Origin of the sequence: Vibrio sp. qd031 (assembly GCF_002100145.1) — a bacterium.
Lineage (GTDB): Bacteria > Pseudomonadota > Gammaproteobacteria > Enterobacterales > Vibrionaceae > Vibrio.
In genome coordinates, this window is sequence record NZ_JXQD01000024.1 from 542,547 (window position 1) to 563,543 (window position 20,997).

The following is a 20,997-nucleotide window of genomic DNA, read 5'->3' on the forward strand; positions in this document are numbered from 1 at the left end:
GGGGATTGATTAGCTGGCTGTGCTTTGCTGTGCATCAAATTCTTGCACTTGTTTTCGATAGCGCTTAAGTCTGTCCGGTGTGGTCATATTTCGCTGCTCATCCAACACGTTACCACCCAAATCATTAGCAATTTTTTGGGCTGTCGTTAGCATTATCTTGAAGGTTTGTTCCGCTTCACCATAACATGGTAGCGTCATAAAGAACGAAATACCCTTAGTCGTAAAGGTTGCAGGATCATCGTGCGCTAATGTTCCTGGCTGCATCATGTTCGCGACACTAAACAGGACAGGCCCAGTACCTGACATATCGACATGGCGGTGGAAGATATCCATTTCGCCATAGCGCAATCCATTGTTTTCCATACTGGTGAATAGCTCAGTACCCACAAATCGCTCATCACCAAGTGCATGAACATGTAACACGATAACCTGCATTTCTGGCTCTTCAGCGACTACCGGCTCTGATGCGTTATCCAATTCGTCGCTTGGGCTGTCGTCTCGGGTAAAGTTTGTTGACGTTGAAGACACACTCCGAGGTGTACTGATTTCAAAATCATCATCAAATGCGTCTTTATCAATGGTGATCGATGGCAGTGGTTCGTCATCATCATGATGAATGATTTCATCGAATGTTTTTTCAATCGAATCGTCAATAATAACCGCCGAGTCATGCTCATCGTTGAGTAAAGGATCGGAAATTTTATGTTGGTCTAAACCAAATGATGGTTCTTTTTTACTTGGCTTAGTGACCAGCTTGACATCTTCGTCATCTGGTAAAGGCACTTCGGGCTTTTTAGGCGTTTTGAGTTTGCCAAGTGGCTTATCAGAAAACTTCGCCTTGCCTTCCTTCTTACTGGTCCAAATTCCATGTAAAAGCAATGCACCTATAGCAAGTACACCGACAATGATTAATACAAATCGCAATTCCTGCATTCTGAACTCTCAACTGGTTTAGCGGTAAACACGGTTACCTTATCCAAAACTACTTTAGCAAACATTGTAACCTGTTTTGAATCATAATCTTCGGTAACAGCCTTAAGTGGTGTGATTTTCTGCACGCTTTTCTTTGATGCTAAACCGTTTACAATAACATTTTTACTCAGAAACAAGGATTTACTATGTCACGTTCGGGTTTTGGCTATTTTCTATATGGCATGGAGCTCACGACCAAACCGGGTATTAGGCACTTTGTACTGCTGCCCTTATTGGCCAATATCGTGATAGTGGGTATGGCGCTTTATCTGCTGTTTTCTAATCTAGGGACATGGATAGATAGCTGGTTAGCGTACTTACCACAGTGGCTCATATGGCTTGAATATGTGCTTTGGCCATTATTAGTGATCACTATCGTTGGGCTGTTTTCCTATTTCTTTAGCACACTGGCTAACTTCATCGCCGCGCCGCTCAATGGCTTACTCGCCGAAAAAGTAGAAAATTACCTTACCGGGCGACAAGATAACTCTACAGTGCTTGATGTCATTAAAGACCTGCCGCGGGTATTTAAACGCGAATGGCAAAAGTTGTGGTATACCACCCCTAAAGCCATCGGCTTGTTTTTGCTCATGCTGATCCCTGCGCTTGGTCAAACAGTGGCTCCCGTTCTATGGTTCTTGTTCACAGCTTGGATGCTGGCGGTGCAATATTGTGACTATCCGTTCGACAATCACAAAGTACCTTTTGCGACAATGAGACAAGAGCTTAAGCAAAATCAAGGCAGCGCATACAGTTTTGGGGGGTTGGTGAGTTTATTTACGACTATCCCATTACTGAATCTTGTGGTTATGCCAATAGCAGTGTGCGGTGCGACAGCTATGTGGGTCGATAAGTATCAACACACCTCGGCGCTGCCACGATAATCATACGCTAACCTCATATCATATAACCTTTTATTACTTTGCCTTTTCGCTATTGAACGATATTCTGGCTCCATAGTGAATGGAGCCAATTCCTTCACCTCATAATGCGATTTCCAGATAAAGGACTATACGATGAGCAAGATTTTTGAAGACAACACCCTAACTATTGGTAACTCACCTCTCGTTCGCCTAAACCGTGTTTCAAAAGGCAATGTACTGGCCAAAGTAGAAGCACGTAACCCTAGCTTCAGCGTTAAAGACCGTATCGGTGCCAACATGATCTGGGAAGCAGAAAAAGCAGGCACACTCAAAGAAGGCATTGAAATTGTTGAGCCGACCAGTGGTAACACCGGTATCGCTCTTGCGTTTGTTGCTGCTGCACGAGGATACAAACTGACTCTAACCATGCCTGAGTCAATGAGTCTTGAACGTCGTAAGCTACTTAAGGCACTGGGCGCAAACCTTGAGCTAACTGAAGCCGCTAAAGGTATGAAAGGCGCTATCGCTAAAGCTGAAGAAATTGTTGCCTCTAACCCAAGCAAATACTTGCTGCTACAGCAATTCAGCAACCCTGCTAACCCAGACATTCACGAAAAAACCACAGGGCCAGAAATTTGGGATGCGACCGACGGTGACGTTGATGTTATTGTTGCAGGTGTTGGTACAGGTGGTACAATCACTGGAACAACTCGTTACATCAAAGGCACACAAGGCAAAGCAATCACCTCTGTGGCTGTTGAACCAGCAGAGTCTCCAGTGATTGCACAAGTGCTTGCTGGCGAAGAAGTAAAACCTGCACCACACAAAATTCAAGGCATTGGTGCGGGCTTTATTCCCGAAAACTTGGATCTTGAGCTTCTAGACCGTGTTGAGTCTGTAACATCTGATGAAGCGATCGAAATGGCGCGTCGCCTCATGGAAGAAGAAGGTATTCTAGCCGGTATCTCATCGGGTGCGGCAGTTGTTGCAGCAAACCGAATTGCTGAACTACCTGAATTTGCTGGAAAAACTATTGTAACCGTACTACCTAGCTCGGGTGAGCGTTACCTAAGCACTGCACTATTTGCGGGTATTTTTAGCGATAAAGAGAACCAACAGTAAGCACCCCTAAGTACGATTTAAATCAATTTTTCGGTCGAAAAAGCCCCTTTTGGGGCTTTTTTTTATTGACCCAATAACCCTGTTTGTTAATATCAGCTTGTTTTATTTTTTGCTTCAAAATAAAAACCGAAGCAAACAATCTCGCAAAAGGAGACACATAAGCTCCTGCGAAAAAACCACGATACAGGTTTGCATGAACATTCTACGGTTCAATTAAGGCGAAAAACTGGCAACGAACCAGATCCCTTATTAAGCTAACTTAAATCGAATACAACAAAACAAATCAAATGGGGTAAATCACATGTACGAGAAGCAAGTTGAAATCACAGCAGAAAACGGCCTACACACTCGCCCAGCTGCACAATTTGTAAAAGAAGCAAAATCTTTCGATGCAGACATCACTGTGACTTCTAACGGCAAAAGCGCAAGTGCTAAAAGCTTGTTCAAGCTACAGACTCTAGGTCTAGTAAAAGGCACTATGGTGACTATCTCTGCTGAAGGTGCTCAAGCTCAAGCAGCTGTAGACCACCTAGTTGCTCTAATGGATGAGCTACACTAATCCGTTACCATAACTAAACATCTAAAAGCCACTTGGGTAAAAACCGAGTGGCTTTGTTGAAATAGGGCCCTGATTAAACTAAACCTTAGTAATTAATTGGGTGAGCAACACTGTTTCATTCTGCACAACTTCTGTAACTTACCGCTTAATTAGGTAAGTCTCCGATAAAGGTAAGATTATGATCTCAGGCATTCTAGCATCTCCAGGCATCGCGTTTGGTAAAGCACTGCTTCTTCAAGAAGACGACATTGTTCTAAACACACAGAAAATTACTGCTGACCAAGTCGACTCCGAAGTCCAACGTTTTTTCGATGCGCGTGATAAATCTGCAGCACAACTAGAAATTGTAAAACAAAAAGCACTTGAAACTTTCGGTGAAGAGAAAGAGGCCATTTTTGAAGGCCACATCATGTTGCTGGAAGATGAAGAGTTAGAAGAGGAAATCCTCACTCTCATCAAAGACGAACACATGCATGCAGATAATGCAATTCACTCTGTCATTGAAGAACAAGCGATTGCTCTAGAATCGTTAGACGACGAGTATCTTAAAGAGCGCGCCACAGATATCCGAGATATCGGTACACGTTTTGTTAAGAATACACTAGGCATCAACATCGTATCACTGGCTGATATCGATGAAGAAGTGATCCTAGTGGCTTACGATCTTACCCCTTCTGAGACTGCTCAAATCAACCTAGACTACGTTCTTGGTTTTGCCTGTGATATCGGTGGACGCACATCGCACACCTCTATCATGGCGCGTTCACTTGAACTACCGGCGATCGTTGGCACTAACGACATCACCAAAAAAGTGAACAATGGCGATACGCTGATCTTGGACGCAATGAACAACAAGATCATTATCAACCCATCAGATGCTGAGCTAGCTGAAGCGAAAAAAGTTCGTGACGACTTTATCGCAGAAAAAGAAGAACTGGCTAAGCTAAAAGATCTTCCAGCGATTACCCTAGATGGTCATCACGTTGAGATTGGCGGTAACATCGGTACGGTTAAAGACTGCGAAGGCATCAACCGCAACGGTGGCGAATGTGTTGGTTTGTACCGCACAGAGTTCCTATTTATGGACCGTGACGCACTACCAACTGAAGACGAGCAATATCAAGCTTACAAAGAAGTTGCCGAAGCAATGGGTGATAAGTCTATTATCATTCGTACTATGGACATTGGTGGCGACAAAGATCTGCCATACATGGATCTTCCACAAGAAATGAACCCATTTTTGGGTTGGCGTGCCGTTCGCATCAGCCTAGACCGTCGTGAAATCCTTAAAGATCAATTGCGCGGTATTCTGCGTGCGTCTGCACACGGCAAGCTTCGCATCATGTTCCCAATGATCATTTCTGTTGAAGAGATCCGTGAACTTAAGAGCGCGATTGAAGAATACAAAGCAGAGCTACGTGAAGAAGGTATCGCCTTCGATGAAAGCATCGAAATTGGCGTAATGGTTGAAACTCCAGCCGCCGCAGCAATTGCTCACCACCTAGCGAAAGAAGTCGCATTCTTCTCAATCGGTACTAACGATTTAACCCAATACACATTGGCTGTTGATCGTGGTAACGAATTGATTTCTCACCTATATAACCCACTCTCTCCAGCTGTTCTTACTGTGATTAAGCAAGTTATCGACGCTTCTCACAAAGAAGGTAAATGGACGGGTATGTGTGGCGAATTGGCGGGCGACGAACGCGCGACATTGCTCCTGCTTGGCATGGGTCTAGATGAGTTCTCAATGAGCGGTATCTCTATCCCTAAAGTGAAAAAAATCATTCGCAACGCAAACTTTGCGGAAGTGAAGGTTATGGCCGAAGAAGCCCTTCAGATGGCTACTGCGGCAGAAATCGAAGCTCACGTAGACCAATTCATCGCGAAGCATTCATAAAATTAGGCAATTCAACGTAATAGACGGCAAAAAATGTCGTCTATTTTCGTGAGTTGTTGTACTATTATTCGGACAGAATAAATAAATACTTAGGAGCACGACACGATGGGTCTGTTTGACAAGCTAAAAAAACTGGTATCTGACGACAACGTTGATGCTGGCGCTATTGACATTATTTCTCCACTGTCTGGCGAAATCGTAAACATTGAAGATGTGCCAGATGTAGTATTCGCAGAAAAAATCGTTGGTGACGGTATTGCTATCAAGCCTACAGGCAACAAAATGGTTGCACCTGTAAACGGCACCATTGGTAAAATCTTCGAGACTAACCACGCATTCTCTATCGAATCAAACGACGGCATTGAGCTATTCGTTCACTTCGGTATCGATACTGTAGAACTTAAAGGCGAAGGTTTCACACGTATCGCTGAAGAAGGTCAAGAAGTTAAAGCGGGCGACACTGTTATCGAATTTGATTTGGCTTTCCTAGAAGAAAAAGCAAAATCAACGCTAACACCTGTTGTTATCTCTAACATGGACGAAATCAAAGAGCTGAACAAGCTTTCTGGTGAAGTTGTTGTTGGTGAGACGCCTGTTCTACGCGTTACAAAGTAAGCGTTTACCGTTTATAAAAAAAACCACCTTCGGGTGGTTTTTTTGTACCTGAATAAATAGGTACAAGCGGCCATACCGAAACACTTATACCAATAGACGTCATTAACTGGTCAAAAAATCACGACGGAAAAATCGCGGAGAACAAGGAAAAGATTGCCTTAGGTGGTTGTTCTACCTACAAAATATTTAACGCCGTTATCAGTGATTTTAACCAGCAAGAATGATCAGTTATTGCTTTGGTTGGCATTACTGCAGTTCATGACGCTTGATAGCCTCACTTCATCAATTAACACTATTGCTTACCACTGTCACTTGGTAAACCCACTCAGTTACAAGCTTCACCGGATAGCAGATAAACTGACGGTACTATCAAGTCATCGCAATGGCAGAACCACAACCTGTTTTACCATTAGTATCACTCTACGAATGATATCCCAGACACAAAAAATCCAGCCGAAGCTGGATTTTTTTTCATCCGATTAGACTCAAGGCTTAGCCAAGTAGGCTTAGTGCTGAGTTAGGCGCTTGCTTAGCTTGCGCTAGGATAGAGGTTGACGCCTGGCCTAGGATTTGAGACTTAGTCATAGAGGTAGTCTCTTTAGCAAAGTCAGTGTCTTTGATACGGCTTTGAGACGCATTAACATTTTCGTTGATGTTATCTAAGTTGTTGATTGCATGTGAAAAGCGGTTCTGGAATGCACCCAGTTCTGCACGATGACTGTCAACAGACTTAAGCGCTGTGTCGATGATAGAAACCGCTTCTTGAGCACCAGCAACAGAGGTTACATCGATATCGTGTACCGACTTATCAACACCCGCTCCCATTGCGAGGTCAGAGCCCAAAGTACCCGCGAAGGTCACTGCTGTTGCATTATCAACGTTGTTGTTGCCAGAGAACACTTGTAGCGTGCCATCTTCGCCTACAGACGCTTGTAGGTCGTCAGTTTGACCGTTGATGTAAGTAGCAAGTTGCTCGATATCATCGCCAACTTTAGCTGTGATGTTCAGTGTTTGCGCCGCGCCATCTTTATCGGTGTATGAGATGTCTAGTTGCTCTGTACCCGCTTGTACAGTCCAGTCAGGTGTTTTTGGACTGCCTGAAACAAATGACTTACCACCCATATCAGCGGTATCAGAGCGCATGTTGTTTAGTGTTAGCTGAACGGCTTCACCGCTATTCGAGCCAATTTGGAAAGATTTAGTACCGTGCGTGCCGTTAAGAAGACGATTACCACCAAATGCTGTAGTCTCAGCAATACGGTTTAGTTCGTTATCAAGTGCACCGATTTCTTCTTGAATCGCTACACGCTCTGCTTTTGAGTTAGAGCCGTTAGCAGATTGCAAAGACAAATCACGCATACGTTGCAGGATGTTAGTGCTTTCATTCATTGCACCTTCTGCTGTTTGCGCAATAGAAATACCATCGTTAGCGTTGCGTACTGCAACTTCTAGACCGCGGCTTTGTGCGTTTAAGCGGTTAGAAATTTGTAGGCCAGCTGCGTCGTCTTTTGCACTGTTAATGCGAAACCCTGATGATAGACGCTCCATAGAACCTTGTTGTGCTGATGATGCGTTGTTTAGGTGACGTTGAGCGGTCATTGCTGCTACGTTAGTGTTTACTGAAATTGCCATAATAGTAAGTCTCCAATTGATTTTCCGGTTAGTGCGGTTTTCGACGTCTCGAAAAACCAAGTTGTTCTCTCAAAGTTACTTTTATTAACGACACGGATTGGAAAAGCTTTAACGAAAAAAGAGGTTTTTTGGCCTAAATAACGAAAATAAAAAAAAGTCTTTCGAATCGCTAAAGTTTGGCTGAAACACGTCGATACAAGGTAGAAAAACCATTCTTTTGCTTGTTAGCAATTCCTTTATATTTAAAGTGTTAACTCATACACAAGCCTGAACATTTCACCAAGTTTGATCATTCCCTTCGATACAATGCTTTCATTTTAAACGGCACAAGTTTATGCACCAACAGCTGAGCTTTTCGTGTCTAATTAATACCCTCTTGATCATCCGTAGTAGCCCTATGCACCGTGCTTAATTACTCACAGCAAAATGGGGAATGATATGAGGGTAATATAGTAGTAGAAGCTTTATCCCGTAGATTGATGCTCATGCCAAAATGAGTGCCTAGCGGGCGAGTGAAATTACGACAGCAACGTGAGAGCTAAATTAGGCGCTTGTTTTGCTTGCGCTAGTATAGTGGTAGAAACTTGCTGTAAAATTTGCTGCTTTAACATTGCCGTGGTTTCTTTCGCGTAGTCCGTATCTAGAATTCGACTATTCGATGCCGACAAGTTTTCTTGAGTATTCGACAGGTTGTTCAAGGCATGCTCAATACGATTTTGGTTGGCACCCAAATAGGCCCTTTGAGAATCGACATACTCGAGCGCACTGTCGATCATCGATACCGCTGACTGAGCGCCACCAACACTGCTAATGTCCACTTGCTTAATAGAGGACACTTGTGTTGATAAACCACCGATTTGCGTCGCAAACGAGCCGCTAATAGTAAGCGCACCGGCCCCTTTTGCTGTGGCACGAACCAGTTGCAGCTGACCTTGTTCATCCACCGAGGCACTGACTTCGTCGGTTTGCCCATTGATATAGGTTGCGACCTGTTCTAAATCGTCACCTTCTTTGAGTGCAAGCGATAACGATTGATTTTGTCCCAGGTTGTCTTGCCAGTTCAGAGTTAAGTCTTGATTGCTGGCGTCAACACGCCAGTCAGAGCCTACTGGAAGGTTTGCAGTATGAACGGCGCTGCTCATTCCAAAAGCATCACTGCGCATATCCATAAGGGTTACAGCAACGGCCTCGCCCGCACTGGCACCGATTTGGAAGCTTGACGTGCCAAAGCTACCATTTAGCAGACGTTGACCGCCAAAGCTTGTGGTTTCTGCAATACGATTAAGTTCATCGTCTAAGGCAGCAACTTCTTGCTGAAGCGCATCTCTGTCTGCGGCGCTGTTTGAACCATTTGAGGATTGCAGCGACAAATCTCGCATACGCTGCAAGATATTGGTCGACTCCTGCATCGCGCCTTCAGCGGTCTGCATAATAGAAAGAGAGTCGTTGCCATTGCGCATCGCAACGTCAATACCTCTAATTTGAGAGGTAAGTCGATTGGATATCTGTAAACCTGCCGCATCGTCTTTAGCACTATTAATACGGTGCCCAGACGCTAGCCGCTCAAGCGATTGATTGAGCAGTTGTGTTGACTGATTTAATGACCGCTGCGCCTTAATAGCTGGCACGTTGGTCGCGATGGTGATCGACATGGCCGCGACATTTTACCTAAATTTAGGGTTCTCAATGATAGCGGCCATAGGAATAGGAACTTTAGCAATTACGCTTAATTTCTATGCGAATGCCTACGCTAGAGCCGCCAATTGCTGTTGTGAAGGTACGAAGTAGTAAGCGCTGTTTACCGCTTTAGTAAAGCGTAAAAGCTGATCAAAGGTACCATCTGTTACGCCATACATGCTGTCTAACATGGTTTGAATGTTGTGCATACGATGACAGTAGCTCAAAAACAATAGCCCATGCTCACCCGACACAGAACCATACGGCAAGCTGTGACGAACAATTTTTAGCCCTTTTCCTTCTTCTTTAATGTCTACACGGCCAACGTGAGAGTCTGCGGGTACATCGTCCAACTCGATAGAGTCCGGCTTAGTACGGCCAATTTTGGCTTCTTGCTGCGCGACAGACAACGCATTCCACGCAGGCATTTTATGTTCAAATCGCTGTGCCAATACGAAACTGCCACCGGCAAACTCACCACCGTCAATGATGGCGACTTCTTGTCTGTCTGCTTCTGTTACAGGGTTTTCAGTCCCATCGACAAAGCCAGTCATATCACGAGCGTCTAGATAACGGAACCCGTAGGTTTCATCGACGACGTTTAGGTTTTCTGCCATCCCTTCCAGCAACTTGCTCAGCATATAGAAATGCAAATCATGACGCGTAGAATGCAGATGAACTAACATATCTGCTTGAGTGGCTTGTGCAGACAATTCCCCTTTACCTAAGGTCGAAAACGGTACTAAATCGCTTGGGTACGCTGCACCAATGCGCTCAAGAAATGGCGCAGAAAACGCAAACGCGACGGTCAGTCGCGCATTAGGGTCTTGTTGATTTAGCTCGTCAACCAACGCAGGAATGGTCTGAATATGCGCAAGTACTTGTTTAGCGTTATCAACAATATTTAATTGGGCATAAAGGGCAAATGGACCCGCTTGCGGCACAATCGCCGACTGAGGTGTACTCATAATTTTTTCTCCACCAAAAACTTAAATCGTTACATTATTAAAACTTGCCCGAGCTCGCTTACTGGTTTTCAGGTAAAGCAAACTCCAGAATAAAATAAGCAGGGTTATCCCGTAGCTCCAAGAAAAATGCCCCGCATGTTGCAGAATGACATTCGCAGTGATCATCGCTTGAATGACCAGACATACTGCGGTGATCATTTGCCCATATTGCAGCCAACGGTTCAATCGTAAGCGCTCACGATTGCGCAAGCCTATCATCCACATCATCGCAACGATGGGAAGCGAACTGATCATCAAGCCATACAGCTCATTCATATTGGGCAGCAAAATGGGCAATACGTCGTCATTTTGTGAACGACTGGCCGCTGACAAGACAAAAATGATCCACCCTCGGCATAAAAAAAACCATATCAACCACTGATAGGTAGTCGGTTTTAGAAATCCTTCATTGTTGTACTCGTCAAGCGCGTATATCACTGAACTACTCTTAGCCTTGTGCCATCTAGCATTCTACAAGTTACGCAGATGCTGGGCAGATAACAAAAGTATATAATGCGGTTCTTACTTCCCATTATCCAGTGCTTACATGAAAAAAAACACCGTAAAAGCGTCTGTTGAAACTCAAACTGAGGCAATGAAGATCGCTAATGCCACTCAAACGCCAGGTCAAACTAAAGCGCAAACGAAACTCATAGCTCAAGGTATCGAAAAAGGCATCGCGCTGTATAAAAAGCAGCAAAAAGAAAAAGCCCGCCAAGCAAGCAGAGACAAAAAGAAACAAGCCAAACACAAGCAGCAACAAACAGCAGTTACCCCAAACGCCACTGTCGAAACGGACACCTCTCCCAATGCCGCGTCATCGACGTCACGTTTGCCATGGATCCTTTTAGCCATCAGCTGGATTGGCTTTATCGCGTTGCAGTTTTGGGGATAATACCAATCGAAGTAATTAACTGGTCAGAATATTGCGACGGAAAAATCGCTGAGAACAAGGCAAAGATTGCCGTCGGTAGTTGTTCTACCAACAAAATCTTTAACGCCGTTAGCAGTGATTTTAACGAGCAAGAATGATCAGGTAATTGCTTTGGTTGGTATAACAACGAGAAACGGGTAAGACTGAACAAATCATGTCTTACCCGTTGTGATTAACTATCTGATACTAATGCACTTTGAGAGTCGTGCGAATGTCATTCTCATGAGAGTAGACCCAGTCCTTTTCTACAGGGCCCCAATCAGAAAGCTGATAATAACCGTCATTGTGGCGTCGACCATCTTGAACAAATGCCACTTTAATGCCAATTCCAGGTAGCGCTTTCAAAACATCCTGAATCGTTCGCCTTGGCCAGCCGGTTAACTCAATCAATTTTGGCACGTTGGGTTTTTCTATGGTTTCTACCAACATCGCCAAATACAGCCGCCTTGCGAATACCGGACTTAACTCCATGTCACCTCCTAACTATAATGTCCATTCATTATTCGGGGTTTTTGCGCATGGCATGTTGCGTTTGATCAATAAAAAAAGGTCAAATAATCAATAATTGTTCGCTTTTCAAGGTGTATCACCGATGAGTCTTTGTTAGGATTTAGTCCACTTTACTTAGGATTAAGCGAAAAGGAGAGACAATGGCCGTCATTATGTATGGTATTCCAAACTGCGATACCATTAAGAAAGCCAAGCGTTGGCTCGATGAGCAAAACATCGACTACACATTTTATGATTACAAAAAGCAACCTGTGACAGCCGAACTGGTCGATGGCTTTTTTAAACAGCTCGATTGGGCGCAAGTAGTTAATAAGCGTGGTACAACCTACCGACAGCTTGATGATGCGACTAAGCAAAACTTAGCGCCAGACAATGCAGCTGCATTACTCACCAACCACCCTTCGATGATAAAGCGTCCCATTCTTTCGATAAATGGCGAGCTGTCTCTCGGTTTTAAACCAGACCAATATGCTCAGCTTTTTCAACGCTAATTTGACTACTACTATTTGAGACTCCTATGACCACACCTACCCTTTCTTTAGCTTGCGATCTTATTAATCGCCAGTCTGTGACCCCTGTGGATGCGGGATGTCAAGAAATGATGATTGAACGACTCAAAGCCCTTGGGTTTTCTATTGAAGTAATGGTATTTGAAGATACCACCAACTTTTGGGCTCGCCGTGGCACTGAAGCGCCTTTGTTTGCCTTTGCCGGTCATACTGACGTTGTGCCATCAGGCCCTATTGACCAGTGGCATACCCCTCCGTTTGAAGCCACCATAATTGATGATCACCTTCATGGTCGCGGCGCAGCCGACATGAAAGGCTCATTAGCATCAATGATTGTTGCGGTTGAAGAGTTTATTGCGCTGCACCCAGATCACCAAGGCTCAATTGCTTTTTTAATCACCTCAGACGAAGAAGGTCCATTTATCAATGGTACCACTCGAGTCGTCGATACATTAATGGAACGTGGCGAACTCATCGATATGTGTATCGTTGGCGAACCCTCTAGCACCACTGAAGTCGGCGACGTCGTGAAAAATGGCCGCCGCGGCTCAATTACTGGTGACATCACGTTTAAAGGGATTCAGGGACACGTTGCTTACCCGCACATCGCCAAAAACCCAGTGCACGGCGCTCTGCCGGCATTAGGTGAGCTTGCCTCAACTCAATGGGATGAAGGCAATGAGTTCTTCCCACCGACCAGTTTTCAGATCCCTAATCTACACGCTGGAACGGGGGCGTCAAATGTGATCCCTGGAGAGTTTAACGTGCAGTTTAATATGCGCTTTAGTACCGAGCTAGATAACCAGCGAATCCAACAGAGAGTCCACTCGATACTCGATGCACACGGTCTAGACTATCAACTAGACTGGACATTCAATGGCGACCCATTCTTAACCGATAAAGGCGCTCTACTCGATGCCGTCGTGGATGCCGTGACAAAAGTCAATCATAAAGCACCGCAACTACTTACCACCGGTGGCACCTCCGATGGACGATTTATTGCAAAAATGGGCACCCAAGTCATCGAGCTTGGACCGGTGAATGCTACAATTCATAAGGTCAACGAGTGTGTAAGCATTACAGACTTAGAAAAATTGACCGAGATGTACAAGCAAACACTCATTCATTTGTTTGCTCAATCGTAGGAGAGAGTCATGGAGTGGCTGCTAAACCCTTGGGTAATTAGTATTGTTTTGCTGGCCGTTGTTGTAGGTAACTTAATGGTGCTTAAAAACACCGCCAACGTTAAAGCACCCAAACAGAGTAAAACCACCTCCGATATCGATCGCTTGACGGAGATAGAGAAGCAGAATCGACAGAAGATCCATCGTAAAGAACCCACCGATCCAGACAACTCTGGTGAGGATGCATCTTCGGATGAGTAGCGGCACGTTATCATCGTCGCCACTAGCACCAGTGTAAGCATTAAAAAGGGAGCCCGATAGGCTCCCTTTTTATACTTCTCGATTCATTAAGAGCTTATCAAGGCTCTTGATCCATCACGTGCACAATGACCGGTACCATCTCTTCGAGCCAGCTTGCAGTGATAGGTTTGCCTTCTGCGTCAGTGACGTTAATTGACGTACGGTTACCTAAATCACCCAGCAAAAACGTATAATTCGCGTTGTTAAGAGACAGTGGTGTCACACCAACTTCTTGCCAAAACTGATCGTCTGGTGAGACATACTTAGCCTTCACTTGACCCTGAGACTGATTACGCTCTTCGATGGTAAAGCCCATAGACGGCAATAACGTTGGAACGCGTTGCCAGAATAAATTATAAGGTGTACGCGCAATTATGACCGGTAAGCCGCTCTTATCTGACCCCATACTAATTGGGATATTCTTAACCAATTGCTCCGCTTCTAAGGCCGCTGCATCGCGTATGTTTTGATCGTATTTTGACGTTACACGGTTGGTCATGAAGGTGTTGTAACGCTCGCGGTTGGTTGTAGATGCAAGCATAACGGTATTGCCTTCTTTCCACTCAATCAATTTGACCGAAAAGCCGAACCGCCCATTTGCTTCGAGCTTACTAAACTCGTGACGCGAATATAGCGCTTGCTCTTCATCAGGGGCAAGCCACTCAACCCAACCAGTTTCTATCAATTGGTTGGTTTCAGATTCTATTGGTATCTGCTGCTCGTCGATGAGCTGAAGCAATGTATCCCAAACGCGATTGCGCTCATCGGCATTCAATAGCCATACTGTTGTGTCACCATAGGTTTGCTCATAGCGAGCGCCTGGAATCAACTCTAATATTTGCTGTGGTGGACGTATGTCCACTTCGCGGCCCACTCCACCAACATAGTCCCCTTCAGGAATGGCGTAGTTTGGGTACTGTTCGTACTCTGCACCTTCTGGAAGAACGAGAGGTGACAGAGGATCGGTGTCCAAATAACTAAAATCATCTTTAGCTTGGCGACGTTCAGCGGGGTTACTTGAACAACCCGCTAAAATAATAACAGCCAGTGCACATGGCACTAGCTGATGACGAAATTTCATTGATGCTCCCAATTAGTTTTGGACTTTCTGTAAACCAGCTTGTTGCATAGCTTTGACGACGATAGGCTCACAAAGTTCACTCATTGGAGTTAATGGCAAACGCAGTACGTTGTTATCAATCAAGCCAATCTGCTGTGCTACCCACTTAACAGGGATTGGGCTGGACTCAACAAAGAGATCTTTGTGCAGTCCCATTAGGCGTTGGTTGATGATTTCAGCTTCTTCGAATTCACCTTTTGCTGCCAACTTGAACATGGTCGCCATATCGCCCGCTGCCACATTGTTGGTCACAGAGATTACGCCATTGCCACCAAGCTTCACAAAATCGAGGCCTGTCATATCGTCGCCACTGAGCAAAATAAATTCTTCACCGCATAATTCACGGTGCTTAGCAACACGGCCAAGATCGCCTGTTGCATCTTTTAACGCCACAATGTTGTCGATTTTTGCCAATCGAGCGACGGTCTCAGGTTGAAGATCAACACCAGTACGTCCTGGAACGTTGTACAAAATAATCGGCACTTCGCTCACTTCTGCGATCGCTTTAAAGTGCTGATATAGACCTTCTTGAGTGGGTTTGTTGTAGTACGGAGTCACGCTTAGGCAGCCAGAGATACCAGAATGGTTCAGCAATTTACTGAATGTCACCGCTTCATGAGTCGCATTTGCGCCAGTTCCAGCTACCACAGGAATTCGCCCTTCGGCATATTCGACAACCTTAGTCACAACCTTGACGTGTTCTTCTACTGTTAAGGTTGCTGATTCACCGGTTGTACCAACTGCAGCAATGGCATCGGTGCCTTGCTCTATGTGGTGCTCAACCAGACGCTTTAAGTTGTCAAAATCGACCTCGCCATCGGACTTGAAGGGAGTGATCAACGCAACGATACTTCCTGAAAACATGGTGCTCTCCATAATCTTTATTCTTCTTGCATACTACTGTAATGCGCCTAGCCAATACAAGGATCAAATCGACCTTTGTCGAGGTCAATCCGCCTGATATACATTATGCCCACGCTTAGGTGCGGCAAACTGTGAGCTTGTGTTAGAATTGCTAAATACGACACGCTCAAACGGTGGAAAAGTGAACTATTTAGTCATCAATGCTATTGGTAGAGACCGACCTGGTATCAGCCATCAATTATTTAGGCTTATTTCCCATATAGGCTGTAATATCATAGACAGTAAAATCTCGTTGTTTGGCGAGGAATTTACCTTAATGATGTTCATTTCAGGCAGCACGGTTCAAGTGACACAAGCTGAGTCGCAACTGTCACGTTTTTGTGCTGAAAATCAGTTGCTCTCAACCATGAAACGAACGGATCTTCTCACTAAAACAAAGCCAACCTATCGGCTAGAAGCCAACATCGAGTGTAGCGACCGCCGAGGTATAGTTGAAACCTTTACCGAATTTTACGCCTCGAAAAATATTGATATCGATTCACTGACGGCAAAAACCATCAACATAGATACGCCAGATAACCCGTCTGAAAAGCGTTTTCAGATCAGTGGTGTCGCTCATGTTGACGACACGGTAAATCTGATGCAACTTCAAGAAGACTTTGACCACATGTGTGCTGAGCACAGCATTCATGGCACTTTAGACTTCATCAATACCATCTCCTGATTTGGCTTCACTCGCTCAGCCACTTCCCTCAATACAGAGACTATCGGCCATACCCATTGCACATGTGGAGAAAACGACTAGACAGAGCAGCGGCTTATCGACAAGAATGCACTCTCTAAACGATAATTATTTATCAATGGATTGTGGCTGACGTGGCCACACATGGACCCAGTGCCAACTGTTAAAACGTAAGGAAAAGACTATGGCAATCGAAGCAGGACAGTGCGCTCCAGATTTCACTTTAAATGACCAAGATAACAACCCAGTGACCCTTTCTGACTTAAAAGGAAAGAAAGTGCTGCTCTACTTCTACCCTCGAGCGTCAACGCCTGGTTGTACTGTCCAGGCTCAGGGCCTACGCGATACCAAAGCTGAACTCGATGCACACAACGTAGTGGTTCTTGGCATCAGCCCAGACACGCCTAAAAAACTGACCAACTTTATCACCAAGCAAGAATTAAACTTCACGCTACTGGCGGACGAAGACCATGCCGTGTGTGAGAAATACGGTGTTTGGCAACTCAAAAAATTCATGGGTCGCGAGAACATGGGTGTAGTAAGAACCAGCTTCCTCATCGACGAGTCGGGCAACCTAGATCACGTATTCAATAAATTCAAAACCAAAGATCACCACGAAGTGGTCTTAGATTACCTAAACAGTCAGTAATCCGACAACCTCAAGCCGGTGCTTGACGGCAAAAAAAAGTGGATTTCAACCGCTGAGTTCGCTCGCGTTATTAGTCGTTGGAATCCCCGTTTTATGTCAGCGATATCATTGGATAGCCACGGACAATTCGCAAAATGCCAGCCAAAAAGAAAAAGCCTAGCTCTGTGAGCTTAGGCTTTTTCTTTTTACGCAACTTTTATGTTGTCGTCTTGCTGCACCGTTTCGGGTAGCGCATTAACCACGGCTTTGACCAGTGTGGCTAATGGAATCGCAAAGAATACTCCCCAAAAGCCCCACAAACCGCCAAACACCAGCACCGAGACGATGATTGCCACTGGGTGCAGATTTACCGCCTCAGAAAACAGAATTGGCACTAGCACGTTTCCGTCAAGCGCTTGGATCACAGCGTATGCTGCTAGTAGCCAGTAAAACTCTGATGAGAGCCCCCACTGGAATAGCCCAACTATCGCAATCGGTATAGTGACGACAGCAGCACCGATGTAAGGAATAAGTACTGAAAAACCAACCGCTAGCGCGAGCAGCGCCGAATAGCGCAGCCCTAACAATGCAAAGGTTACGTAACTGACGGTCCCAACAATCAAGATTTCGAGTGCTTTACCACGAATGTAGTTAGAGATCTGTTGATTCATCTCGGTCCACACTTTGTTCGCCAATCGACGGTTTTGTGGAAGAAAATGGCTGAAGCTTTGTATCAGCTCGGTTTTATCCTTGAGCAAGAAGAAGATCAACAATGGAACTAAAATCGCATACACGCCAACCGTCGCTAAACTCACTAATGAGGCCAGTGAACCTTTTACAACAGACTCACCCAATTTCATCATGTTGTTCTTCGCGTCGACAAGCAAGCTTTCAACCGAAGCGATGGTTGCAAACTCTGGGTAACGATCAGGTATGGTGCGGATGTATTCTTGCAGCTCAAGATACATGGTTGGGATGTCGTTGATGAGGTTAACGACTTGCTGCCATATGGTTGGGATCAAACCAAAAAAGGCAATTAAGGTGAAACCACAAAATAGCAGCAGTACGATAACGACCGACAATACTCTGGGCACACCAAACTTAGTCAATCGAGCGACTGGCCACTCCAACAAATAAGACAATACAATGGCCACCAACAACGGGGCTATCAAATGTCCGAAGAAATAAATTGTGACAAATCCAATCAGCAGAATAGCCACTAAGCTCACTGCGTGGGGGTCAGAAAAACGCCGCTTATACCAGCGGTTAACCATTTCTAGCATTCAGACTCTCTCTATAGACGGTGATTTCGTAGTACGTGTGTTGGAGCACGTTCACAGTGTACCCTACTCCTTCGAAATAACGAACCATATCCGCCACAGATGCCCCGTCCTGTGAAAAGATTTTTAACACTTTCCCATCCTGGGTATTCGCACGAGCACGTTTAGCAAGCAATAATGCCATAGGACATCGTTCTGTACGTAAATCTAGAATTATGGGTTTCATTGATGGCGCTAAGTACCTATTATAGAACGACTCATTGTAGTGACATTACGCTGCGGTAGCACCATTATTTCTGTGAGAATGAAGCACAGTGCGAACCAAATGCCACTATTACAGTCTAAGCATTAGACACACGTATTGGGAGAATGATAAACATTGATGTTCAAGCGCACGCAATCTGCTCTCTGCCTCGCCTTAAGCTGTTTGATAGCCACCCCATCCACGTCATTTGCGTCTAATGAACTGCCTGACATTGGTACGGCCGCTGGCGGTACGCTGAGTATTAATCAGGAAAACGTGTATGGCGATGCCTATATGCGTATCATCCGCGCCAGCCAGCCCGTGATTGGCGACCCCGTTCTGAACGAGTACGTAGAAAGCTTAGGATTTAAACTGGTCGCAAACGCTGACGATGTTAAAACGCCTTTCAATTTCTTTCTAATTCGCGATCGCAACATCAATGCGTTCGCGTTTTTTGGTGGGTATGTGGCGCTCCACTCTGGACTATTTTTGCATTCTCAGTCTGAAAGTGAGTTGGCGTCGGTAGTGGCGCACGAAATCGCGCACGTTACCCAGCGACATCTTGCGCGTAGCATGGAAGATCAGGCAAGACGCACCCCATTGACCATTGCCGCATTAGCAGGCTCATTGCTGCTGGCCATAGCAGCGCCAGAGGCGGGAATTGCTGCACTAACCGCTACCCAAGCCGGATCGATGCAAGCGCAAATCAATTACACCCGAAGTAACGAAAAAGAAGCTGACCGATTTGGCATGTCTACATTAGTGAAAGCAGGGTTTGATCCCGCCGCCATGCCACGCTTTTTTAGTCGCTTAGCCGATCAGTATCGTTACGCCAGTACGCCCCCTGCATTTTTATTGACTCATCCACTTCCAGAAGATCGTATCAGCGACAGTCGTGCCCGCGCAGAAAAACTGTCACCGGTTAAACTACCCGCATCGACCAACTTTCACTTTGCTAAGGCGCGCATTATTGCGAGATACGTGGGCTTAGACCAAAATGCGGCACTGGATTGGGTAGAACGCACCACTAAAAAGACCACCAACAAAGAAGTATTGGCAAGCCTAGACTACGCCAAAGCCTTAGTCTATTTGGATAATAAGCAGGTTGATGAAGCAGACACGATGTTAAAGCAGCTTTTTGACATCTACCCAAACAACAATTTTATCCTCGATGCGCTGTCTGATTTGCACATTGCTAAAGAGCAATTCGCTCAAGCAGAAAAGCTACTCAAAGATTCGTTAGTGCTCAAACCGAACAACCCTGTGCTACTCATTAACCTCGCCAACGTGCATGTTGAAGCTCAGCAATACGACGTTGCACAACGAATGCTGCAACGATTTACCCATGAGTGGCCAAACGACAGCAACGGTTGGAGTTTATTAAGTAAAACAGAAGCCGCGCTCGGGAATACCAGTGGCGAGTTGTCCGCGCGAGGGGAAATTTATGCATTACGCGCCAACTGGAACAAAGCGATTCAGGTCTACACGCAAGCGTCGCAAATCGCCGAGTTAGGCAGCCTAGAGCAAGCGCGTTATGATGCACGAATCGATCAATTACTGGTTCAAAGAGACCGGTTTATGGCACTACAATAATACACGGAGAAGTATATCCAATGTCTGTTACCATTTATCATAATCCACGCTGTTCAAAAAGCCGTCAAACACTGGCACTGCTCGAAGAGCGCGATGTCGACATCCAAATTGTCAAATACCTAGACGCAGAACTCACAGTACAAAACATTGCCGATCTGTATAAAGCGCTCAATTACGACAATGTACGTCAAATGATGCGCACCAATGAAGCCGAGTATATTGACCAAAAATTAGCGAATGAATCGCTGACGGACCAAGCGCTGTTTGAAGCCATTGTTGCAACGCCAAAATTGTTAGAGCGCCCAATAGTCGTGGTAGGAAACAACGCCAAGATGGGCCGCCCACCAGAACAAGTGCTTGAGCTGCTGTAATGACCTCTAAACCTTTTTTGCGTTTAGCGCAGGTCAGTTATTTCGCGTTGCTGGTCTGGGTCGTGTTGTGGCATAGCTACCTTTCTCCTCATGTAGAAGTTGGAGCGTTTGGGGTTGCACTATTTTGGACTGTTCCGCTATTGCTGCCCGTACCAGGAATACTTAAGCAAAAAGCCTATACCTTTGCTTGGGCCAATTTCATCTTATTGCTCTACTTTCTTCATTCGCTCACCATGGTGTATGTCGATGAAGGAGAGAGGGGGTTAGCCGTGGTTGAACTTGCTTTGACCACACTGGCCTTCACGTTTTGCACGCTCTATTCTAGGCTTCGTGGTAAAGAGCTGGGATTGAAAATCAAGAAGCTATCCGAACTCAAACAAGAAGAAGACGCCTATTTTGCCAATCAACGCCAACCAAAATAGCACACGCTA

General features: G+C 45.3%; 24 protein-coding genes. 14 read left to right on the forward strand and 10 right to left on the reverse strand.

The features are described 5' to 3' along the window. Window positions 1–9: 9 nt before the first annotated feature. On the reverse strand, window positions 10–933 hold the full coding sequence (gene zipA, locus ST37_RS11255; RefSeq protein ID WP_084886275.1) for a cell division protein ZipA: 924 nt from the start codon (window positions 931–933) through the stop codon (window positions 10–12). A 185-nt stretch (window positions 934–1,118) separates the two neighbouring features. On the opposite strand from zipA, the gene cysZ reads away from it, so the two are divergent. The 5 genes from cysZ to crr all read left to right on the forward strand — a co-directional run bounded on the left by cysZ (window position 1,119) and on the right by crr (window position 6,031). Then, complete coding sequence (cysZ, locus tag ST37_RS11260) at window positions 1,119–1,856, forward strand: sulfate transporter CysZ (protein WP_084886277.1); 738 nt, start codon at window positions 1,119–1,121, stop codon at window positions 1,854–1,856. A gap of 132 nt (window positions 1,857–1,988) precedes the next feature. After that, window positions 1,989–2,957: a cysteine synthase A gene (gene cysK / locus ST37_RS11265; protein WP_084886278.1), complete on the forward strand. Its 969-nt coding sequence runs from the start codon at window positions 1,989–1,991 to the stop codon at window positions 2,955–2,957. A gap of 301 nt (window positions 2,958–3,258) precedes the next feature. Next, window positions 3,259–3,516: an HPr family phosphocarrier protein gene (locus tag ST37_RS11270; protein WP_084886280.1), complete on the forward strand. Its 258-nt coding sequence runs from the start codon at window positions 3,259–3,261 to the stop codon at window positions 3,514–3,516. Between the two features lie 178 nt (window positions 3,517–3,694). Continuing rightward, window positions 3,695–5,416, forward strand: a complete 1,722-nt coding sequence (gene ptsI, locus ST37_RS11275; protein ID WP_084886282.1) for a phosphoenolpyruvate-protein phosphotransferase PtsI — start codon at window positions 3,695–3,697, stop codon at window positions 5,414–5,416. Window positions 5,417–5,521: 105 nt separating this feature from the next. Further along, window positions 5,522–6,031, forward strand: a complete 510-nt coding sequence (gene crr / locus ST37_RS11280) for a PTS glucose transporter subunit IIA (protein ID WP_084886284.1) — start codon at window positions 5,522–5,524, stop codon at window positions 6,029–6,031. A gap of 492 nt (window positions 6,032–6,523) precedes the next feature. On the opposite strand, the gene ST37_RS11285 is transcribed toward crr, so the two are convergent. From ST37_RS11285 to ST37_RS11300, 4 genes are all read right to left on the reverse strand, one after another. Beyond that, window positions 6,524–7,663, reverse strand: a complete 1,140-nt coding sequence (locus tag ST37_RS11285; protein ID WP_084886286.1) for a flagellin — start codon at window positions 7,661–7,663, stop codon at window positions 6,524–6,526. Between the two features lie 518 nt (window positions 7,664–8,181). Then, complete coding sequence (locus tag ST37_RS11290) at window positions 8,182–9,315, reverse strand: flagellin (protein WP_084886288.1); 1,134 nt, start codon at window positions 9,313–9,315, stop codon at window positions 8,182–8,184. 93 nt (window positions 9,316–9,408) lie between these two features. After that, window positions 9,409–10,308 carry a Dyp-type peroxidase gene (locus ST37_RS11295; protein ID WP_084886290.1) on the reverse strand — a complete coding sequence of 300 codons (900 nt, stop codon included), beginning with the start codon at window positions 10,306–10,308 and terminating at the stop codon, window positions 9,409–9,411. A gap of 21 nt (window positions 10,309–10,329) precedes the next feature. Next, window positions 10,330–10,785, reverse strand: a complete 456-nt coding sequence (locus ST37_RS11300; protein WP_084886292.1) for a DUF2919 family protein — start codon at window positions 10,783–10,785, stop codon at window positions 10,330–10,332. A gap of 109 nt (window positions 10,786–10,894) precedes the next feature. On the opposite strand from ST37_RS11300, the gene ST37_RS11305 reads away from it, so the two are divergent. Continuing rightward, window positions 10,895–11,242: a DUF2956 domain-containing protein gene (locus ST37_RS11305; protein ID WP_084886294.1), complete on the forward strand. Its 348-nt coding sequence runs from the start codon at window positions 10,895–10,897 to the stop codon at window positions 11,240–11,242. A 225-nt stretch (window positions 11,243–11,467) separates the two neighbouring features. On the opposite strand, the gene ST37_RS11310 is transcribed toward ST37_RS11305, so the two are convergent. After that, entirely contained in the window at window positions 11,468–11,752 is a 285-nt protein-coding gene (locus ST37_RS11310) for a helix-turn-helix domain-containing protein (RefSeq protein ID WP_084886296.1), read from the reverse strand. 179 nt (window positions 11,753–11,931) lie between these two features. Here ST37_RS11310 and ST37_RS11315 point away from each other — a divergent pair, with 179 nt between their 5' ends. From ST37_RS11315 to ST37_RS11325, 3 genes are read left to right on the forward strand one after another with little or no spacing between them, the layout of a single operon-like run. Beyond that, window positions 11,932–12,282, forward strand: a complete 351-nt coding sequence (locus ST37_RS11315) for an ArsC family reductase (protein ID WP_084886298.1) — start codon at window positions 11,932–11,934, stop codon at window positions 12,280–12,282. A gap of 26 nt (window positions 12,283–12,308) precedes the next feature. Further along, window positions 12,309–13,445 carry a succinyl-diaminopimelate desuccinylase gene (dapE, locus tag ST37_RS11320; RefSeq protein ID WP_084886300.1) on the forward strand — a complete coding sequence of 379 codons (1,137 nt, stop codon included), beginning with the start codon at window positions 12,309–12,311 and terminating at the stop codon, window positions 13,443–13,445. A 9-nt stretch (window positions 13,446–13,454) separates the two neighbouring features. Then, entirely contained in the window at window positions 13,455–13,685 is a 231-nt protein-coding gene (locus ST37_RS11325) for a DUF2897 family protein (RefSeq protein ID WP_084886302.1), read from the forward strand. A 97-nt stretch (window positions 13,686–13,782) separates the two neighbouring features. Here the strand turns inward: ST37_RS11325 and bamC are convergent, their stop codons facing one another. After that, the gene (gene bamC / locus ST37_RS11330) at window positions 13,783–14,805 is read right to left on the reverse strand and encodes an outer membrane protein assembly factor BamC (protein WP_084886304.1); all 1,023 of its coding nucleotides are present in this window, start codon (window positions 14,803–14,805) and stop codon (window positions 13,783–13,785) included. Between the two features lie 12 nt (window positions 14,806–14,817). Continuing rightward, window positions 14,818–15,708: a 4-hydroxy-tetrahydrodipicolinate synthase gene (gene dapA / locus ST37_RS11335; protein ID WP_084886307.1), complete on the reverse strand. Its 891-nt coding sequence runs from the start codon at window positions 15,706–15,708 to the stop codon at window positions 14,818–14,820. Window positions 15,709–15,889: 181 nt separating this feature from the next. Between dapA and ST37_RS11340 the strand changes: the two genes are divergently transcribed. Both ST37_RS11340 and bcp read left to right on the forward strand, forming a co-directional pair. Continuing rightward, on the forward strand, window positions 15,890–16,432 hold the full coding sequence (locus ST37_RS11340) for an ACT domain-containing protein (protein ID WP_172400989.1): 543 nt from the start codon (window positions 15,890–15,892) through the stop codon (window positions 16,430–16,432). Window positions 16,433–16,634: 202 nt separating this feature from the next. Beyond that, a complete protein-coding gene (bcp, locus tag ST37_RS11345) occupies window positions 16,635–17,099 on the forward strand; it encodes a thioredoxin-dependent thiol peroxidase (protein ID WP_084886313.1) in 465 nt (154 codons plus the stop codon). 185 nt (window positions 17,100–17,284) lie between these two features. On the opposite strand, the gene ST37_RS11350 is transcribed toward bcp, so the two are convergent. Further along, the gene (locus ST37_RS11350) at window positions 17,285–18,361 is read right to left on the reverse strand and encodes an AI-2E family transporter (RefSeq protein ID WP_084886316.1); all 1,077 of its coding nucleotides are present in this window, start codon (window positions 18,359–18,361) and stop codon (window positions 17,285–17,287) included. After that, window positions 18,345–18,584 (reverse strand): sulfurtransferase TusA family protein, encoded by a 240-nt coding sequence (locus ST37_RS11355; protein WP_084886319.1) that lies wholly within the window; start codon window positions 18,582–18,584, stop codon window positions 18,345–18,347. The genes ST37_RS11350 and ST37_RS11355 overlap by 17 nt, the downstream gene beginning before the upstream one ends. A gap of 156 nt (window positions 18,585–18,740) precedes the next feature. Here ST37_RS11355 and ST37_RS11360 point away from each other — a divergent pair, with 156 nt between their 5' ends. Genes ST37_RS11360 through ST37_RS11370 form a run of 3 tightly spaced genes read left to right on the forward strand, consistent with a single transcriptional unit; the run spans window position 18,741 to window position 20,988 of the window. Next, on the forward strand, window positions 18,741–20,195 hold the full coding sequence (locus ST37_RS11360; protein WP_084886323.1) for a M48 family metallopeptidase: 1,455 nt from the start codon (window positions 18,741–18,743) through the stop codon (window positions 20,193–20,195). 20 nt (window positions 20,196–20,215) lie between these two features. Continuing rightward, entirely contained in the window at window positions 20,216–20,566 is a 351-nt protein-coding gene (gene arsC, locus ST37_RS11365; RefSeq protein ID WP_084886324.1) for an arsenate reductase (glutaredoxin), read from the forward strand. Continuing rightward, window positions 20,566–20,988 (forward strand): DUF2069 domain-containing protein, encoded by a 423-nt coding sequence (locus ST37_RS11370; protein ID WP_084886327.1) that lies wholly within the window; start codon window positions 20,566–20,568, stop codon window positions 20,986–20,988. Before arsC ends, ST37_RS11370 begins: the two co-directional genes overlap by 1 nt. Window positions 20,989–20,997 lie beyond the last annotated feature (9 nt).

Excerpts from the sequence above, each read along its gene's own strand:
- ST37_RS11295 (WP_084886290.1), bottom strand. The coding sequence starts at position 10,308 with ATGAGTACACCTCAGTCGGCGATTGTGCCGCAAGCGGGTCCATTTGCC.
- ptsI (WP_084886282.1), top strand. The coding sequence starts at position 3,695 with ATGATCTCAGGCATTCTAGCATCTCCAGGCATCGCGTTTGGTAAAGCA.
- bamC (WP_084886304.1), bottom strand. The coding sequence starts at position 14,805 with ATGAAATTTCGTCATCAGCTAGTGCCATGTGCACTGGCTGTTATTATT.
- bcp (WP_084886313.1), top strand. The coding sequence starts at position 16,635 with ATGGCAATCGAAGCAGGACAGTGCGCTCCAGATTTCACTTTAAATGAC.
- dapE (WP_084886300.1), top strand. The coding sequence starts at position 12,309 with ATGACCACACCTACCCTTTCTTTAGCTTGCGATCTTATTAATCGCCAG.
- ST37_RS11270 (WP_084886280.1), top strand. The coding sequence starts at position 3,259 with ATGTACGAGAAGCAAGTTGAAATCACAGCAGAAAACGGCCTACACACT.
- ST37_RS11290 (WP_084886288.1), bottom strand. The coding sequence starts at position 9,315 with ATGTCGATCACCATCGCGACCAACGTGCCAGCTATTAAGGCGCAGCGG.
- cysZ (WP_084886277.1), top strand. The coding sequence starts at position 1,119 with ATGTCACGTTCGGGTTTTGGCTATTTTCTATATGGCATGGAGCTCACG.
- dapA (WP_084886307.1), bottom strand. The coding sequence starts at position 15,708 with ATGTTTTCAGGAAGTATCGTTGCGTTGATCACTCCCTTCAAGTCCGAT.
- ST37_RS11350 (WP_084886316.1), bottom strand. The coding sequence starts at position 18,361 with ATGCTAGAAATGGTTAACCGCTGGTATAAGCGGCGTTTTTCTGACCCC.
- crr (WP_084886284.1), top strand. The coding sequence starts at position 5,522 with ATGGGTCTGTTTGACAAGCTAAAAAAACTGGTATCTGACGACAACGTT.
- zipA (WP_084886275.1), bottom strand. The coding sequence starts at position 933 with ATGCAGGAATTGCGATTTGTATTAATCATTGTCGGTGTACTTGCTATA.
- ST37_RS11360 (WP_084886323.1), top strand. The coding sequence starts at position 18,741 with ATGTTCAAGCGCACGCAATCTGCTCTCTGCCTCGCCTTAAGCTGTTTG.
- ST37_RS11310 (WP_084886296.1), bottom strand. The coding sequence starts at position 11,752 with ATGGAGTTAAGTCCGGTATTCGCAAGGCGGCTGTATTTGGCGATGTTG.
- ST37_RS11355 (WP_084886319.1), bottom strand. The coding sequence starts at position 18,584 with ATGAAACCCATAATTCTAGATTTACGTACAGAACGATGTCCTATGGCA.
- ST37_RS11315 (WP_084886298.1), top strand. The coding sequence starts at position 11,932 with ATGGCCGTCATTATGTATGGTATTCCAAACTGCGATACCATTAAGAAA.
- ST37_RS11305 (WP_084886294.1), top strand. The coding sequence starts at position 10,895 with ATGAAAAAAAACACCGTAAAAGCGTCTGTTGAAACTCAAACTGAGGCA.
- cysK (WP_084886278.1), top strand. The coding sequence starts at position 1,989 with ATGAGCAAGATTTTTGAAGACAACACCCTAACTATTGGTAACTCACCT.
- ST37_RS11285 (WP_084886286.1), bottom strand. The coding sequence starts at position 7,663 with ATGGCAATTTCAGTAAACACTAACGTAGCAGCAATGACCGCTCAACGT.
- arsC (WP_084886324.1), top strand. The coding sequence starts at position 20,216 with ATGTCTGTTACCATTTATCATAATCCACGCTGTTCAAAAAGCCGTCAA.
- ST37_RS11325 (WP_084886302.1), top strand. The coding sequence starts at position 13,455 with ATGGAGTGGCTGCTAAACCCTTGGGTAATTAGTATTGTTTTGCTGGCC.
- ST37_RS11370 (WP_084886327.1), top strand. The coding sequence starts at position 20,566 with ATGACCTCTAAACCTTTTTTGCGTTTAGCGCAGGTCAGTTATTTCGCG.